Source organism: Methylocaldum sp. RMAD-M, from assembly GCF_017832375.1.
GTDB lineage: Bacteria > Pseudomonadota > Gammaproteobacteria > Methylococcales > Methylococcaceae > Methylocaldum.
This window is the reverse complement of record NZ_JAFIBZ010000038.1, coordinates 20,869-37,050: the sequence shown is the minus strand read 5'-3', so window position 1 is coordinate 37,050 and position 16,182 is coordinate 20,869. Positions and strand designations below refer to the sequence as shown.

General features: G+C 54.4%; 16 protein-coding genes and 1 tRNA gene. 10 read left to right on the top strand and 7 right to left on the bottom strand.

Annotated features, from left to right (window positions below; genetic code table 11):
• The 5 genes from JOD69_RS22330 to JOD69_RS22310 form a co-directional block, all read right to left on the bottom strand.
• The coding region (locus JOD69_RS22330) for a TIGR03016 family PEP-CTERM system-associated outer membrane protein (protein WP_245245730.1) at nt 1-1,214 on the bottom strand (1,214 nt) is incomplete at its 3' end.
• A 10-nt stretch (nt 1,215-1,224) separates the two neighbouring features.
• Nucleotides 1,225-2,142: an XrtA-associated tyrosine autokinase gene (locus tag JOD69_RS22325; protein WP_077732354.1), complete on the bottom strand. Its 918-nt coding sequence runs from the start codon at nt 2,140-2,142 to the stop codon at nt 1,225-1,227.
• A 14-nt stretch (nt 2,143-2,156) separates the two neighbouring features.
• On the bottom strand, nt 2,157-3,707 hold the full coding sequence (locus tag JOD69_RS22320; RefSeq protein WP_086135641.1) for an XrtA system polysaccharide chain length determinant: 1,551 nt from the start codon (nt 3,705-3,707) through the stop codon (nt 2,157-2,159).
• Nucleotides 3,708-3,733: 26 nt separating this feature from the next.
• Nucleotides 3,734-4,339, bottom strand: coding sequence for an XrtA/PEP-CTERM system exopolysaccharide export protein (locus tag JOD69_RS22315; protein WP_077732352.1), 606 nt, complete (start codon nt 4,337-4,339; stop codon nt 3,734-3,736).
• 362 nt (nt 4,340-4,701) lie between these two features.
• A complete protein-coding gene (locus JOD69_RS22310) occupies nt 4,702-5,859 on the bottom strand; it encodes an aminotransferase class I/II-fold pyridoxal phosphate-dependent enzyme (protein ID WP_086135640.1) in 1,158 nt (385 codons plus the stop codon).
• Between the two features lie 134 nt (nt 5,860-5,993).
• Here JOD69_RS22310 and dksA point away from each other — a divergent pair, with 134 nt between their 5' ends.
• The 10 genes from dksA (at nt 5,994) to JOD69_RS22260 (ending at nt 13,628) form a co-directional block, all read left to right on the top strand.
• Nucleotides 5,994-6,434 (top strand): RNA polymerase-binding protein DksA, encoded by a 441-nt coding sequence (dksA, locus tag JOD69_RS22305; protein WP_077732350.1) that lies wholly within the window; start codon nt 5,994-5,996, stop codon nt 6,432-6,434.
• Between the two features lie 3 nt (nt 6,435-6,437).
• Nucleotides 6,438-7,394, top strand: coding sequence for a tRNA glutamyl-Q(34) synthetase GluQRS (gene gluQRS, locus JOD69_RS22300; RefSeq protein ID WP_346425856.1), 957 nt, complete (start codon nt 6,438-6,440; stop codon nt 7,392-7,394).
• Nucleotides 7,395-7,564: 170 nt separating this feature from the next.
• On the top strand, nt 7,565-8,146 hold the full coding sequence (rsxA, locus tag JOD69_RS22295) for an electron transport complex subunit RsxA (RefSeq protein WP_077732349.1): 582 nt from the start codon (nt 7,565-7,567) through the stop codon (nt 8,144-8,146).
• A gap of 13 nt (nt 8,147-8,159) precedes the next feature.
• Nucleotides 8,160-8,699, top strand: coding sequence for an electron transport complex subunit RsxB (rsxB, locus tag JOD69_RS22290; protein ID WP_077732348.1), 540 nt, complete (start codon nt 8,160-8,162; stop codon nt 8,697-8,699).
• Nucleotides 8,696-10,378 (top strand): electron transport complex subunit RsxC, encoded by a 1,683-nt coding sequence (rsxC, locus tag JOD69_RS22285; RefSeq protein WP_240507138.1) that lies wholly within the window; start codon nt 8,696-8,698, stop codon nt 10,376-10,378. The genes rsxB and rsxC overlap by 4 nt, the downstream gene beginning before the upstream one ends.
• 60 nt (nt 10,379-10,438) lie before the next feature.
• The gene (rsxD, locus tag JOD69_RS22280) at nt 10,439-11,470 is read left to right on the top strand and encodes an electron transport complex subunit RsxD (RefSeq protein ID WP_086135639.1); all 1,032 of its coding nucleotides are present in this window, start codon (nt 10,439-10,441) and stop codon (nt 11,468-11,470) included.
• Nucleotides 11,467-12,111, top strand: a complete 645-nt coding sequence (gene rsxG, locus JOD69_RS22275; RefSeq protein WP_086135638.1) for an electron transport complex subunit RsxG — start codon at nt 11,467-11,469, stop codon at nt 12,109-12,111. The genes rsxD and rsxG overlap by 4 nt, the downstream gene beginning before the upstream one ends.
• Nucleotides 12,108-12,821, top strand: coding sequence for an electron transport complex subunit E (locus JOD69_RS22270; RefSeq protein WP_077732345.1), 714 nt, complete (start codon nt 12,108-12,110; stop codon nt 12,819-12,821). Before rsxG ends, JOD69_RS22270 begins: the two co-directional genes overlap by 4 nt.
• Nucleotides 12,818-13,474 carry an endonuclease III gene (gene nth / locus JOD69_RS22265; RefSeq protein ID WP_086135637.1) on the top strand — a complete coding sequence of 219 codons (657 nt, stop codon included), beginning with the start codon at nt 12,818-12,820 and terminating at the stop codon, nt 13,472-13,474. The genes JOD69_RS22270 and nth overlap by 4 nt, the downstream gene beginning before the upstream one ends.
• Before the next feature lie 78 nt (nt 13,475-13,552).
• Nucleotides 13,553-13,628, top strand: a tRNA-Phe gene (locus tag JOD69_RS22260).
• 421 nt (nt 13,629-14,049) lie between these two features.
• Here JOD69_RS22260 and JOD69_RS22255 read toward each other — a convergent pair.
• Nucleotides 14,050-15,099, bottom strand: coding sequence for a hypothetical protein (locus JOD69_RS22255; protein WP_139841175.1), 1,050 nt, complete (start codon nt 15,097-15,099; stop codon nt 14,050-14,052).
• A gap of 785 nt (nt 15,100-15,884) precedes the next feature.
• Nucleotides 15,885-16,151, bottom strand: a complete 267-nt coding sequence (locus tag JOD69_RS22250; protein ID WP_133718693.1) for a hypothetical protein — start codon at nt 16,149-16,151, stop codon at nt 15,885-15,887.
• Nucleotides 16,152-16,182 lie beyond the last annotated feature (31 nt).

Genomic DNA, 16,182 nt, shown 5'->3' with positions numbered 1-16,182 from the left:
GCTCCTCCGAAACCTGCTCCTCCGAAACCTGCTCCTCCGAAACCTGCTCCTCCGAAACCCGCTCCTCCGAAACCTGCTCCTCCGAAACCTGCTCCTCCGAAACCTGCTCCTCCGAAACCCGCTCCTCCGAAACCTGCTCCTCCGAAACCTGCTCCTCCGAAACCTGCTCCTCCGAAACCTGCTCCTCCGAAACCCGCTCCGCCGTAGCCTAACCCGCCGAAACCACCTCCACCATAAGCCCCACCTATGTCGCTATCGCGGTAGATGATCTGAAACGTAGTTCTTTTGCTCGGCTCCCATGCCACAGATATGAAATGATTGTTGCTACCCCACCCGCCTTGTACAGCTAATTTAGCACTCGGCGTCCAAGCCAGTCCCGCAGTCCAATACCCCCCGTTTCGAGCCCCCGAAATGTTTGTCTGACCTAAAAAATCGTTTTCGAAACGTCCTGCCTGAATAAACGGGCTGAATTCCTTGGAGAGACGGTATCTCAACTCGCCATTGTAGTTTCGATATTTTACGTCGCCTGTAGCGCTGGCGCCTCCGACACCATTGTCACGCGTGTTTTCTTGATTATAAAAGTTGGCACGCCAGGCAAGCGAATCGAACCAGTTGCCACTACGCAAATCTATTCTTTGTTCGAAAATATTCGAATCGAAGTTTCCTCCGCCGATGTTACTGTACGTGACACGGGCAGTACCTTCTGCATAACCGCCCAAGTGCGGCTTCCAATAGGGGCTGATTCGAAAAGTTCTGTAATCGCTGGTATTGCCAGTTTGCGAGACATTATCAAACGCAAAACGGCCAGTAGTCGAGTTATTGTATTGCCCAATCGTACTTGTAGAATCGATGAATACCGAATTATCCCACAGCTCGGTAGTCGAATTCATTTGAAGTTGGTTATTGATCCGCGGATCTGTATCCGTTCCCGCATAGAATAGATTCTGCATGCGATAATCCAAGTTAAATAGATTTCGGCCCCGGCGCCGGACTGATACGCCAGGACTTAACTCAGTCACGAATGCATCATCGCCATTCTGCCCCGCCGAACTGCTAGACCGTTGTCCGCTACCGGACAAATTGATATTGTCGGAATATATTCCTCGCGCAGTTAAATTGGGAGTTACAAGCCAATCCACGGCGAAGGCAGGGGCCAACGGAAAAAGAAAAGGAAGAACGGCTATACCTTGACCGATCTTCCTAATACTTGGCATGGACGCTGGGTCACCCATCAGTTCTCTGCTGACCATAAGATCCATACCCATAACCGTACCCGTAGCCATAATATCTGAATCCAAATCCCTTTTTGGTCTTGTTCAATACACAGCCAATGACCTCGCAGGACTCTAATTTGGAAATGGCCTCCTGAACAATGTATTGGGGCGTTGATTCCGACTCAATTACCAGGACGACCTGCCCAACCAACGTGGCTAAAACGGAGCCTTGACTAGCAGCCAACAATGGCGGAGAGTCAAAAATCACTACCCGGTCCGGGTAACGGGCAGATAATTCATTGGCTAGTCGTTTCATCGCATCACTAGCTAAGAGCTCGGTGGAATGGCGATCCAATTTACCTGCCGGCAACAGCGTGAGGTTGGGAATATCCGTTTTGATCAAGACATCGGAAAAACGGATCGATTTATCCTGAAGCAGATCGGTCAATCCTATCTTCGCAGGGATCCCGAGTAATTCAGCTATCGATGGTTTCGCCACGTCAGCATCTATCAACAGTACGGTTTTATCCCGCTCCATCGCTATGCTGAGCGCCAAATTTACGGCCGTAAAGGTTTTCCCCTCGCCGGGAACACTGCTGGTGACGAGAATCAGATTCGCACGGCTGAGACCATTATCACCATCCGGGAATGCGTTCATCAAAAGCGGCCGTTTGATTAGGCGATACTCCTCCGCTATCTGACTATAAGCCATCTCAGGCCCGAGCATCCCTTTTTCCCGCAGGTGACTCCAACCGATCGAATGTATTTTACTGGCCTCGGCAGTAGCTTTCCTGGTTGGCTCGGGGACTGGCTCGGCCGCCTCAATGTTTTCCAGTCTTTCGGGAAAATTCTGTTGATCCGCCTTTTTATTAGTCGAAGACTGCTCGAGCTCTAACGCTTTATTAAGTGCCTTTTCAATAATGCTCACGTGGCTGCCCCCGACTAAATGAAGGACGGAAGATGATAACCCCTAATTTCCAGCAAGATTACCCCAACGAATACTACGAATAACATGGCAAATATAGCCGTAAAAGCTAGAAACTCACGCCATTTCCGTTCCTTAATTTCCGGAATCCAATTCATGGAAACGCTGCCAAGTACAGGCAATCCCGTAACCTCTCGAACTTTATTCATGGTATTGAATGCCGGCCGGAGCAGCGCCAAAAACACAGCCAACCCTATACTTACCACTATACCTGCCGCGAAAACCCCAACCGATAATAGAATGCGATTTGGAGCAGAAGGTTTCGTAGGTACTTGAGGTGGGTCGACAATCTTGAATTTAACGCTATCCGTGCTCTGCTCTACGCTTTCCGACATTCTCGCTGTCTCGCGCCGTTTCAGGAGTGCATCATAATTTTCCTTAATCGCTGCATAATCTCTATTGAGACCCTGCAACTGAGTCTCCACTTTTAAACGGTCATCCATTTGTTTCTTCAGGTTCTCTATCTTTTCCTCGAAGATTTTGACTCGTGAGTTCAAGGAGGCGACATTAGCGTCCGCCTCGCCAAGCGCAATTTTCTTCTGTTGAAAAACCGGATTTGTCTCGCCCCCCATGCCAGAACTGGTATCTTCTTCCGATGCGGCCTCCTCCTCTTCCTTTTTTTTCTGCCGTTCCAATTCGACTATGCTCTTTTTAATCGCCATGACCTCGGGATGTCCCTTCGTGTATTTCAGCAACAATTCATCCAATCGAGCTTGCAACGCTTGAATACGCGTATCCAAAGGACTTGCTGCAACTTGGCTCCCAAAATCCGTGAATGACGGCTCCTCCTCATCCAGCTGCCTCTGCATTTCTTCGCGCCGATAGACAGCCTCTTGCAGAGCCATCTTAGCCTCCTCGAGCTGTCCGTTAAGCGTGCCGAGCTGTCCATAAAGGTCGCCCCCGTGCTCCGGCAACAATCCATAATTGGCTCGCTTGAAATCCTCTCTTGCCTTCTCAGCGGCTTGCAAACGTGTTTCATACTCCTTTAACTGCTGGTCCAGAAATTTCTGCGCAGAATTTGAATCTTCCCGCGACTCTCCGAGTGTTTGCTCAACAAAAATAGTTAATAATGCCTGAACAATCTTCTTTGCTACCGCTGGATTTTGGTCTTCTGCGCTAATCGTAAATAGATTATTTTCTCCGCCAGTAATGCTCATAGCCGATTGCAGGTGACTGACTAACTTTTCCATGGATGCTTCATCCTTCGCGCCTAAATCCAAGTCGGTCATCCGAGCCACTTTCTCCAAGTTTGGGCGACTGAACATCAATTTCGACATTAATCGGATTTGGCCGGAAACATCTGGCTGAATAGCCAAGCCGGAAAGCAGAGGACGCAAAACAGAGCGAGTATCTACATGTACGCGCGCACTTGCCTCATACTTGTTAGGCATTTGCGCGACAAAAACCCAACCCGCAAGACTAATTACCCATGCCAAAGCAATAGAAAGCCACTTATAACGGGTTGCGCCTTGGATATGACCGAGAACCTCGGCGATTAGTTCATGCATGGAAATTAGCTCCTATGCGAAACAGGCTAAAAATAAGCTTCCGGAATAATTAAAACATCTCCTGGTAGAATATTTACATTAGCCGTGATATCGCCATCCTCGAGCAGATCATCGATACGAACTCTAAGTTGCTGCTTAACACCATTTAATGTCCTTACGATAGTAGCTCGGTTGCCAGCCGCATAATCGGTAACCCCACCAACTAAAATCATTAAATCGAGCAGAGACATATTTTCTTTATAAGGTACAGCCTGGGGTTTTGCAGCTTGTCCAACAACTCTAACTTGCTCGCTGTAAGGACCGACAAAATTACTCACAATTACGGTTACTAGCGGGTTTCGAATATATTTTGCTAATTCCTTTTCGATATCGCGTGCGAGCTGAAAGGGCGTCTTGCCCGATGCAGGTAGTTCCTCAACCAAAGGGGCGTTGATTTTTCCGTCTGGTCTAACCGGTATGGTGCGAGATACTTCGGGATTTCCCCAGACAAACATTTCAATGCTGTCGCCTGGCCCGATGATGTAGGTATATTCCGAGGGCGGGTCTACGTTTGGTGCGAGTGGAGCACATCCCACGAGTAAAGAGGCGCAGAATAAAATTCCGCACAAAGCTCCATAATTAAAAAGACGCATAATATCTATCCCCAATTAGCTTTTTCTTAAAACAGCTCGCTCACGAAACCCGAGGTGAAAACAAGGTCAGCCGAAACCCTGACATAAAACCAACATTTGTTTTGTTTAAGCGGCGCGGTTTTGTGGAACGTCGGGTCTGATGCAAGCACAAAAAGCCTGGCTCTTCGCTCTCGATTTACAATGCGGCGCCCCATCTCGCCGGCTCAGGAAGCATACAAAGTCTAGCATAGCTGTTGCGCGCCCCTAAGACTGATTATTTCACCCAGAGGATCGCTATCACGCCAGCCAGGATGTGCTAACCGATTGATTTAACAACTTATATTTTAAATATCTCATTACGCAGTCTAGCGTCGCATATAGGATTAGCGCTGCACAAACTGTCTTATCCGAGTTATGGCCGCAGCCAATCGCTCAAGAGTGACCGCATATGAAAATCTAAGATGACTTTCGGGCGAATTTTTTCCGAAATCCTTACCCGGAGTTGTCGCCACGCCGGTTTCCTCTAACAAATTCAATGCAAAATCAAAGCTATTCGACGTAAACCGCCGGCAATCAGCGTACACATAAAAAGCACCATTTGGGATGGTGTTTAATGTAAATCCAATGCTCAACAGCTGCTCACAAAGAAAGTCTCTTCTTTCCCGAAAAACGCGTCGTCGCTGCTCCAATTCTTGTAAGTTCGCTTCGGTAAAGGAAGCCAGGGCGCCATATTGTGAAGGGGCGGGCGTAGAAATAAAAATGTTCTGTGCAAGTTTTTCGGCACTTTCGATGTAGTCGGCAGGAACCACAAGCCAGCCGACCCGCCAGCCTGTCATGCCAAAATATTTCGAAAAGCTGTTGACCACGAAAACCCGATCCGAGAGCGATAGAGCCGTCGGTGAAGGCTCGTCATATTCGAGTCCGTGATAGATCTCGTCTGATATCAAAAACCCCGATCGCCGCTCCAATTCAATGGTGAGTCTCTTCAACGCATCCGATTGCATTACGGTTCCAGTGGGATTCGAGGGCGATGCGATCACAACGCCCTTTGTTCGGCTGTCCCAGTGGGCGGACAGGACGTCCGAATTGAGCTGGAAGCACGTTGACGCGTCTACGGGAACCAACGAAGGAGTGCCACCAAAAAGTCGAACAAAATTCGCATAACATGGATAGCCAGGATCCGCCAACAGAACCTCGTCGCCTTCATTAAGCAGCAATCCCATCGCCAACAGAAAGCCGCCCGAGGCGCCTGGAGTGACAAAGATTCGTTCACTCGCGACATATACGCCGTAGCGGTCACGGTAATATTTCGATATAGCCTCGCGAAGCTCGGGCAGCCCGGCAGCCGGCGTATACTTTATTTCTCCGCGGCCCATGAATTCGGTCGCGTGTTGGATAACCAGCGGAGGCGTCGGAAAATCCGGTTCGCCGATTTCCATATGAATAATGTCCCGCCCCTGGCGCTCCAATGCATTGGCACGCGACAAAATTTCCATCACGTAGAAGGGCTGTATGCCAGCCATACGATTCGAAATCATCATTTTTGCATCCGTAACACGGCGGAATCGCCTTAAAGTGTCCCAGCAATCTCGTTAGCAGACGCCGGCCATCTTGCAGAACCGCGATTTGTCTGCTAGTAATATCCGGTTTTTGAACTTGGTTTAGGAGTTTACGGATGTCCAGCGCCCAAAAAGCCGATACCCATGTGACACCTTTCAGCTTCACGCCTTACCCGCTCAAGGAAGGCGAAGAATACATGAATGAGGCTCAAGTCGAGCACTTCCGTCGCATTCTACAGAATTGGAAGGCGGAACTCATGAAGGAAGTCGATCGGACGGTGCATCACATGCAGGACGAAGCGGCTAATTTCCCGGACCCGAACGACCGCGCGACGCAGGAATCCGAATTCAGCCTGGAACTGCGTACCCGCGACCGGGAACGGAAACTCATCAAAAAGATCGAAGAATCCCTGGAAAATCTCGAGCGTGGCGATTACGGTTATTGCGAGACCTGCGGCGTGGAAATCGGCCTGCGGCGCCTCGAGGCGCGGCCGACGGCGACCCAGTGCATCGACTGCAAGACTCTGGATGAAATCCGGGAAAAGCAAGTCGGCTAATCTTTGGTCCATTCATCCTCGGACTTGAACGACACCCAATTCTCGACGACCTCTTCTAAGCCAAAATACCGGGGCCGTTTCGCGCCATCGCCTACCGGCCCCCTGCATTTAGGCTCCCTCTACACAGCTCTCGCCAGTTTTCTCCAAGCCAAATCGCAGCAAGGCGAATGGTATTTGAGAATCGACGATGTCGACCCTTTTCGCACCATTGCCGATTCAGCAGACCGGATTCTTCGCACCCTGGAAACATTCGGTTTGCACTGGAACGGGCCTATCCTCTATCAGAGCGAGCGTTTGGAGGCCTATCGAGCCGCACTTGCGCGGCTCGATCATCAAGAGCTCCTTTATCCCTGCACCTGCTCGCGCAAAGACCTTGCGTCGTTCTCTGACGGAAATACGGACGCATCGATTTACCCGGGGTTCTGCCGGAACAGGAACAAGAAACCTGTGACCGACCCTCATGCCTTGCGCGTCATAACGGAAAACGCTGCGGTAACGTTCGAGGACATGCTCCAGGGACCAGTGACACAGAATCTGGCGAACGACGTCGGAGACTTCATCGTCTTCCGGCGCGATGCAGTTTATGCCTACCATTTGGCAACCGTGCTCGATGATGACGAACAAGGCATTACCGAAGTGGTTCGGGGCGTCGATTTGCTCGACTCCACGCCCCGGCAGATTTATTTGCAGCGGCTACTCGGATTGCCCACTCCGGTATACGCGCACGTTCCGGTTCTCCTAGATCAAATGGGACTCAAACTGAGCAAACAGACCTACGCCGATCCCGTGGATGGGCAAAATCCATCATCGACCTTGGTTAGCTTGTTGACCCTCTTAAACCAAAACCCGCCTCCGGATTTGCAATCGGCAAAAACGGACGATGTCCTCGATTGGGCACTCCGAAATTGGGACATTTCACGACTCTCGGCTCAGCGCACCATCCCGGTGAACTTATCGTGAGCTATCCTTACAAAACCTAAATAATGATCTCGTCTCTTACTCCGAATGCCGTAATGGCCGACGTCCCGCAAAAACAAAGTATTTCAGTCGGTTTTATGGTTTGACAAGTTATTGCTTTTCTTTAAAATTCCGTCCTCCAAATCACGACCCACTTCCCCGATTTTTCCTTAATGAAGGATTACCTGCTCATCCTGGTCGGCACGACCCTGGTCAATAACTTCGTCTTGGTCAAGTTTCTCGGGCTTTGCCCCTTCATGGGCGTATCCAAAAAACTTGAGACTGCGATGGGCATGGGTCTGGCGACGACCTTCGTACTGACCCTGTCTTCGGTGAGCAGTTATCTCGCCAACGAATATCTTCTGGTCCCTCTGGGACTGGAATATCTCCGCACCATCGTCTTCATCGTCGTCATCGCCGTGGTGGTGCAATTCACCGAAATGTTCGTACGCAAGTCGAGCCCCTTGCTCTATCAAGTGCTGGGCATATTTTTGCCCCTCATTACCACCAACTGTGCGGTGCTTGGCGTTGCGCTGCTGAATGTCCAGTCTCAGCACGGATTCATCGAGTCGTTTTTGTACGGTTTCGGTGCCGCTCTCGGCTTTACCTTGGTTTTGGTTCTGTTCGCAGCGGTTCGCGAACGAATAGACGCATCCGATGTTCCTTTACCTTTCCGCGGCAACGCTATCGCCTTGATTACCGCCGGCCTGATTTCCATGGCTTTCATGGGATTCTCCGGCCTCGTCAAGGGCTGATCCGGTTTCATCCATGTTGGCCGTATTCGTCGTTTGCGCATTGTTCGCTTTATTAGGCTTGATCCTGGGCTATTCAGCCCGGCGCTTCAAGGTCGAGGGCGATCCCTTGGTGGATAAAATCGACGCCGTATTGCCGCAAACGCAATGCGGGCAATGCGGTTTTCCCGGTTGCCGCCCGTATGCAGAAGCCATCGCGCGGGGCGATGCGGACATCAACCAGTGCCCTCCGGGCGGCGAGGAAGGCGTTATCGCGCTGGCCGATCTGCTGGGCGTCGAACCAAAGCCTTTGAGCGCCGAACATGGCATCGAAAAACCGAAGTCCGTTGCCATCATCGATGAAAGCAAATGCATCGGCTGCACCCTTTGCATTCAGGCCTGCCCCGTCGATGCGATCCTCGGCGCAGCCAAGCACATGCACACGGTCATTGCGTCGGAATGCACGGGCTGCGAACTGTGCGTGGCGCCATGCCCGGTGGATTGCATCCGCATGGAACCCGTTAAGGAAACCCTGGCCACCTGGCGATGGCCCGAACCCAAAGCAGTGGGTCAATGAACTTGTTCAAACTCTGGAACTTCCATGGCGGCCTTCATCTGGATGGCCATAAGCAGGAGTCCTGCAAAGCCCCGCTCGCCGTCGCGCGTTTACCGGAAAGGCTGCTTTTTCCGCTGCAACAGCGGAATGGCGAAGATTCCAAGCCCGTCGTCGCGCCCGGCGACCGGGTTCTGAAAGGCCAAGTCATCGCCCGCGACGACCACCCGTTCAATCCGCCGATTCACGCCTCCAGTTCCGGCATCGTCCGGAAGATCGAAGACTTGCCTCTGCCCCACCCGTCCGGCCTGACTGGATCGTGCATCGTCATCGAGACCGATGGCGAGGATGCCGCCATGGACTTCGCCGGCATAGAGGATTACCGGCAGTGTTCTCCCGACGAACTGCGCCGCAGGATATACGAAGCCGGAATCGTCGGCCTTGGCGGAGCCGCGTTCCCTACCTCGGTCAAGGTGGCACCGGGCAGCGATCGCAAGGTCGACACGCTGATTCTGAACGGCGCGGAATGCGAGCCCTACATCACTTGCGACGACAGCCTGCTCAGCCACTATCCGAACCACGTGCTGGAAGGCGCCAAAATCCTGCTCCAAATCCTGAAGGCGGAACGCTGTCTCCTGGCCGTGGAAGACGATATGCCGGACGCGCTGGCCGCACTGGAGAAGGCGAAGCAGCGCGGAGGTTTCGAGGCTATTCAGCTCGTGCGCGTTCCCGCCATTTATCCCACCGGCGGCGAGAAACAATTGATCAGCGTGCTGACCGGCCGCGAAGTACCGACGCGCGGCATTCCGGCCGACATCGGTATCGTCTGCCAGAATGTCGGAACGGCCGCAGCGGTTTATAACGCCATCGTTCACGGTACTCCTTTGATTTCCCGAATTGTGACGGTAACCGGCCGCGGCGTAAAACAGCCACAGAATGTTCTGGCTCGGATCGGTACGCCTTTCGCCGATCTCATCGAACAATGCGGCGGCTATACCAACGAAGCCGCGCGGCTCGTTCTAGGCGGACCGATGATGGGCTTTGACGTGCCGACCGATAATCTGCCTTTGACCAAATCGGCCAACTGCATACTGGTGGCCGGCCGCAACGAACTGATCGGCGAAAAGCGATCCCTGCCCTGCATTCGTTGCGGCGCTTGCGCCGAAGCCTGCCCGGTGAACCTGCTGCCGCAGCAGCTTTACTGGTACGGCCGTTCGGACCAGATCGAACGGGCGCTGGATTACAATCTGTTCGACTGCATCGAGTGCGGCTCCTGCGATGTCGTATGCCCCAGCCACATTCCGCTCGTCCAACATTTCCGCGCCACGAAAGGCAAGGCCATCGCCAAGCGGCGCGAGCGCGAAAAGGCCGATCATGCGCGCCTTCGTTTCGAGTCGCGCCAGGCGCGCAAGGAACAGGAGAAGCGCGAGCGCGCGGAAGCCGCGAAGCGGAAGAAAGAGAACCTGGGAACAGGAAAGTCGCCGGAAATCATCGAGGCTATCGAACGCGCAAAACTCCGCCGCGCGGAAAAATCGGCACCGTCAAGCGAAGGCGCCGCGCAGATTGATGGCGATAAGCAAGAAACGGTAGTGCCGCCGGCAGGCGCCGAGACTCGTCGAGAGTCCGCCAAGGTCGTTCACACCGAGACTCCGCCAGGCGGCCCGGAATCCGAAGCTCAAGCGGTGCCTTCGGAGATCGATTAGCCGGGCATTTCCAAATTCGACAGCCACTCGAAAAACATCCATCATTCAACACTCGCTCACATGCGTTTTCCGACCGCCCAGGCGCCTTACCTTGCCCCCGTCAACAGCGTCAACCGCATCATGCTGGAGGTGCTCGTTGCTCTGATTCCGGGCTTGGCGGCATTGGTGTGGCAATTCGGCCCTGGAGTGCTCGTGCAGTGCATGATCGCCCTGCTCGCGGCGCAGTTGGGCGAAGCCGCCATGCTCTCCTTGCGTCGCCGTCCGATTGCGCCTGCTCTTAGGGACTATAGCGCTGCCCTCACCGCCGTGCTGCTGGCCGTGTCGCTGCCGCCTTTGGCGCCCTGGTGGCTTACGGCTTTCGGAGCGCTTTTCGCCATCGTCATCGGCAAGCACCTGTACGGCGGGCTGGGATACAATCCCTTCAACCCGGCGATGGTCGGCTACGCCGTACTCCTGATCTCTTTTCCCCAGCACATGACCGCCTGGCTTCCGCCCAAGGAACTGAGCGGTTCAGCGCTGAGTTTTGCCGATGCCTGGAATGCGATCTTCACCCGCACGCTGCCGTCGGACATGACTTTCGACGCACTCACCATGGCGACCCCGCTCGACACGATCAAGACCCAGCTCGGGCTAAACCGGTTACTGGACGAAATTCAGGCCGGAGGGCTTTTCGCAGGAATCGGCGGCCGCGGCTGGCAATGGGTCAATTTCGGCTTTCTTCTGGGCGGATTGTGGATGCTGAAACGCGGCATCATCGGCTGGCAGATTCCGGTCGGATTCTTGGGCGCCCTGTTCGGCATTTCGCTGATCTTTTTCCTGATCGATCCGGCGGTCTACCCGACACCGCTGTTCCAGTGCTTCAGCGGAGCCGCCATGCTCGGAGCCTTCTTCATCGCGACCGATCCGGTCACGGCCTCGACCACGCCGCGCGGGCGATTGATTTACGGCGCATCGATCGGCCTACTGGTATTCGTCATCCGCGCCTGGGGCGGCTATCCGGACGGCGTCGCCTTTGCGGTTCTGCTGTTGAATCTGGCTGCGCCCACCATCGATCACTACACCCGTCCGCGGGTCTACGGACATCCGAAATGAATTTGCCCAAGCCCATCATCAATGCAGCCGCCGCGCTCGGAGTGTTCGCCGTCATCGGCATGGGACTCGTGGCCCTGGTGCACGACGGAACGAAAGAGCGCATCGAGTCCAACGAACAGGCCGTCCTGCTGCACACTTTGGAATCCTTGGTTCCGGCCGACTGGTTCGACAACGATATTCTCGCCGACACCATAACAGCCAGCGACCTCACCCTCGGCACCGATAAAGCGGTTACCATTTATCGCGCACGAAAAAACGGCAAGCCCGTGGCGGCCGTGCTCTCCCCTATCGCTCCGGACGGCTACAACGGCACAATCAGACTGCTGGTAGCAGTCCGCACGGACGGCTCGCTAGCCGGCGTCAGGGTCGTCAGCCATCGCGAAACGCCCGGACTCGGCGATCCCATCGATACCGACAAATCGGACTGGATATTGGGCTTCGACGGCCGCTCGCTGAGTAATCCTTCAGAATCCCGCTGGAAAGTCAAACGGGACGGCGGCGAGTTCGACCAGTTCACCGGAGCGACGATCACGCCACGCGCGGTAGTCAAAGCCGTTTACAAGACCCTGATTTTCTTTGAGCGGAACCAAGAGCGCCTATTTGACCAAGAGTCGGGAAGCTCCCTAGGATCGAATCCATGATCGACTTTTCCAAATACCAGAAAATCGTCCGCGACGGCCTCTGGCACAACAACCAGGCCTTCGTCGCGCTTCTGGGATTATGCCCCCTGCTGGCGGTCAGCAATTCGGTGATCAACAGCCTGGGGCTGGGTCTCGCCACCACCATGGCGCTGATCTTTTCCAACGTCATCGTTTCGCTGATCCGCAATCACGTCGCGACCGAAATCCGGTTGCCGGTGTTCGTACTCATCATCGCCTCGAACGTCACCGTCATCGAACTATTGATGAATGCCTTCTTCCACGATCTGCATAAGATTCTCGGCATCTTCATACCTCTGATCGTCACCAACTGCGCCATCATCGGACGCGCCGAAGCCTTCGCATCCAAGAATCCGGTCGATCGCGCGCTCATGGACGGCTTGTTCGTGGGGTTGGGATTCACCTTTGCACTGGTCATGCTCGGCGCCCTGCGCGAGGCGATAGGAACCGGTGCCGTGTTGAATCGAGCGGACTTGATGTTCGGCGAAATCGCCAAGAACTGGACTTTACCCGTCTTCAGCGACTACGACGGATTTCTGCTGGCAATTCTCCCGCCTGGCGCCTTCATTGGCCTCGGCCTCCTGATCGCGGTGAAAAACCTCATCGACGCCCGGGCGAAAACGAAAGCTCTCGGCAAGACTGCGCCGGTCCAAACAGACTCGCTCCATAAATCTCCCATGCATGAATCATGAACGCCGAAAAGCGCAGACGGATTTTCGAGCGTCTGGCCGCGGCGATCCCGGAGCCGACGACCGAGCTCAGGCACTCGACGCCTTTCGAGCTGCTGATCGCGGTGGTGCTGTCGGCGCAAGCGACCGACAAGGGCGTCAATAAGGCTACCGCCGAGCTATTCCCGGTCGCCAATACGCCCGAGACCATACTCGCCTTGGGTGAAGAAGGTCTCAAGGAATACATCAAGACTATCAACCTATATCCGAGCAAGGCCAAGAACATCATCGGACTTTGCCGGTTGCTGCTGGAAAAACACGGCGGCCAGGTGCCGCAAACAAGAGAAGAGTTGGAAGCACTGCCGGGTGTAGGCCGCAAGACCGCCAATGTCATCCTCAACACCGCATTCGGCCAGCATACCATCGCGGTTGATACCCATATCTTCCGCGTCGCCAACCGAACCCGGCTCGCGCCTGGCAAAACGGTATTGGAGGTCGAAAGGAAACTGGAGCGTACCGTTCCCAAACAGTATTTCAAGGATGCCCATCACCTTCTCATCCTGCACGGCCGCTATACCTGCGTCGCCCGGAAACCGAAATGCCCCATTTGCCCGATCGCCGACTTGTGCGAATACCCGGACAAAACTCCACCCGAATCCTTTTCGGATACCAAATAATCGTCCGAGACGATTTAAAACATTAGTGCTTGACTGAGAACCTCGTAACAGGTTTAATACGCAACTCGATTCGCCACTGGCCAGGTAGCTCAGTTGGTAGAGCAGAGGACTGAAAATCCTCGTGTCGGCGGTTCGATTCCGTCCCTGGCCACCATGTAAAACGAAAGTTTGCAATATTTTCTTCTGCGCAAACCTTTCTCGTCTTTCCGAAGACGTCTCCGAAAAACGCACTCACCCAAACCGACCAATCGGGCTTGCGATCTTAAGCGCCGCCACTGCGCCCGGCTCATGCCCTAGCCCTTAGAGCTAGTCGCCTTGGTCATCCGTAATGATCTTGGCCTTTAGGGGCGTCGAGGCAATACTTTCCGGTCACATGCTAATCGTCCGGCGGCGTGGCTGGTAACGAATCCTCGCGGATCTTTTCCGTCCCCCCCTGCGGATGACAGTGAACACGTGCCACTGCGCATGCGCTTCGCAAGGAGACCATGTTGCGACAACCACGGCTCGGTGCAGTTCACGGCCGCGATGTCTTGGGGGTCATGAGGGTGGCATTTCAGTTATCCCTTATCATGCCGTCATCGGGGTGGTATAAATTCGCCGGAAGGGGGCACGGTATAGGTGATCTCCAGCGTGATGTTGGAGAGATCCGAGACACAGACCGTGTTGTCCTGAGCCGTTAGACCATCGATCGACGGGCCTCCGGTCAGCAGAACGCCATACCCCCGCATTCCGCCCAGCGGAGGCGCGGGGCTGGAGAGTTGCCAGGCGATCGGAGAGGTTACATCCCATTGACGTGCATTGATGCGCGATGTCGGCTGTCCGCTGGCGAAGGTCGGGAGTCTACCCTGCACCGTTCCACCATTACGAACCCAATCCATGGAAGGGATGCGCACTTCCACGCAGCCGTTCGCTTTCACCTCGTAGTTTCCCTCTCCGTTTTGCCAGCATCGGTAGCTGTATCCCACGACAAGCGGACAGGAAGGAGCTTCGACCTCGTCGTAGCTCAGCACGGCACGGTCGACGATCTTGTCCGGAATCATGTCCATGAGAGTGAAGTCGAATTGCACGGCGCGCTCAAGAACGAAGGCGAAGCAATTTTCGCCGAGCCATCCGATCTCCGCCTGTCCCCACCCTACCATGCCGTCCATCACTCCGGGCATCGGGGTTAGCTCTCCGCAAGTGGAACTGTAGGTTCTACTCTCCCAGGCGTTACGGCTGGTGGTGACTCCTACGAGCAAGGTGTGCTGACCTACAGTGCGGAAGTCTACCCCTCCAGCAACCGTCCTCGATGCTGCGAGTGCGTTCTCTTCCCACACCCGCTGTCGGGCAGCTGGGGTAACACAGACCGTGTCTCCCTCATATGCCTCGCGCCAGACAAAGCCCGACAAGCAATAGTAGACGCCATCGCGCGGTCCCGGCTCGCGCCTGAACGGGGCTTTGGCGTTCTCATCCGCAGCAAGGGCACGGGATTGCGGAATGACGCAGACCAAGTCGTCTGCTCGCGCCGCTCGCCAGACGTATCCGGGAAGGCAGTCGCGAGGGTCTTGGGCAACAGACTCCTCAGCAACTCCGCCGATGAATGCAGGCAGCAGCAACAATGCGAGGGTCTTGTATCCGATCAACATAGTTTTCGACCTTTCTCTTGAAGCGCAAGAGCGATCCGGAATCCCAGGAAAAATAGACGCCTTCTTTTATGTAAAGGAGGACTATAGGGGGGATAGGAAGTTCAAAGGGCGTGATCGGTCAGTTCAGGTGAATGGTTCGCTTCCGATGAGCCGCCATTAAGCGGTGAGCGTTGAGACAACGGGCGGCTTGGGCTCGCGCTCGTTCGACCTTTGACGGTACTAAGTACATTCCGCAAATATTTGCGGAATCTCGACAGATTGGCTTGATTGGCGGGGTTGTCCTGCAGGTTGTCTATGCCGCAAGACTTCCCTGAATGTACTTAGAGCGTTTTCATCTCGCTCGTACGGCAAAACAGGCTTGGCAGGAGTCGTTGGCGCCTTCGGCTCGGGTGAATGGATTCAAGCATTCGTAGGTCGGCAATCCTTTGCCGACGAACCCGTTACCCCAACGGCACCGTCGGGAAGGGCGGCTTCGGCGCTCCCGAAGACGCCGTTTGCGATTGGAAGGGTCGCGACTAAAGCGACCGTTTGCGATTGGGAGGGATTCCCGACCTACGCGCGAGTGCCCGTACAGTCGGTATGAAAATGCTCTAATTGAAGGGGCGGTTCTTTACGTGATTGATCTCATACGCAAGAAAGAAGGCGTAAGGCTTTCGCTATTTGCCTGATGCCGCACAGCTCAGAACGTTCGTTTCCGTCCGCACGTCATGCTGGCCGGGAGCCGCTCATTGACGCTCCGAGCGTGTTCGACATGAGGGGTTCGGATCGCTTTTTCGAATCAAACGTTACTCTTCCTTGATTATTTCCAATTTCATTGTGGTCGAGGTCGAGGCCGAGGCGCTTTGGAGGGGTTTGAAACCAAGCTTTGGATCGTCGGTTCTACCGCCGCTGCATCCGAGACGCATGCAACGCTCCTTGAACTCCCCGAGGGCTTTATTTGCAGATGCCGCAGATTCATACGGCCCCATGATGCCTTCCCTAGCCTCGAAAAACCATTCGACCTGCCCTGTCGTACCGTTACGCGCCGAAAAAACACGATTGACGTTAAACATTGTTCTTATAGTAATGATTACCAAGCATAAC

Excerpts from the sequence above, each read along its gene's own strand:
- JOD69_RS22320 (WP_086135641.1), bottom strand. The coding sequence starts at position 3,707 with ATGCATGAACTAATCGCCGAGGTTCTCGGTCATATCCAAGGCGCAACC.
- JOD69_RS22315 (WP_077732352.1), bottom strand. The coding sequence starts at position 4,339 with ATGCGTCTTTTTAATTATGGAGCTTTGTGCGGAATTTTATTCTGCGCC.
- JOD69_RS22310 (WP_086135640.1), bottom strand. The coding sequence starts at position 5,859 with ATGATGATTTCGAATCGTATGGCTGGCATACAGCCCTTCTACGTGATG.
- dksA (WP_077732350.1), top strand. The coding sequence starts at position 5,994 with ATGTCCAGCGCCCAAAAAGCCGATACCCATGTGACACCTTTCAGCTTC.
- rsxA (WP_077732349.1), top strand. The coding sequence starts at position 7,565 with ATGAAGGATTACCTGCTCATCCTGGTCGGCACGACCCTGGTCAATAAC.
- rsxB (WP_077732348.1), top strand. The coding sequence starts at position 8,160 with ATGTTGGCCGTATTCGTCGTTTGCGCATTGTTCGCTTTATTAGGCTTG.
- rsxC (WP_240507138.1), top strand. The coding sequence starts at position 8,696 with ATGAACTTGTTCAAACTCTGGAACTTCCATGGCGGCCTTCATCTGGAT.
- rsxD (WP_086135639.1), top strand. The coding sequence starts at position 10,439 with ATGCGTTTTCCGACCGCCCAGGCGCCTTACCTTGCCCCCGTCAACAGC.
- rsxG (WP_086135638.1), top strand. The coding sequence starts at position 11,467 with ATGAATTTGCCCAAGCCCATCATCAATGCAGCCGCCGCGCTCGGAGTG.
- JOD69_RS22270 (WP_077732345.1), top strand. The coding sequence starts at position 12,108 with ATGATCGACTTTTCCAAATACCAGAAAATCGTCCGCGACGGCCTCTGG.
- nth (WP_086135637.1), top strand. The coding sequence starts at position 12,818 with ATGAACGCCGAAAAGCGCAGACGGATTTTCGAGCGTCTGGCCGCGGCG.
- JOD69_RS22255 (WP_139841175.1), bottom strand. The coding sequence starts at position 15,099 with ATGTTGATCGGATACAAGACCCTCGCATTGTTGCTGCTGCCTGCATTC.
- JOD69_RS22250 (WP_133718693.1), bottom strand. The coding sequence starts at position 16,151 with ATGTTTAACGTCAATCGTGTTTTTTCGGCGCGTAACGGTACGACAGGG.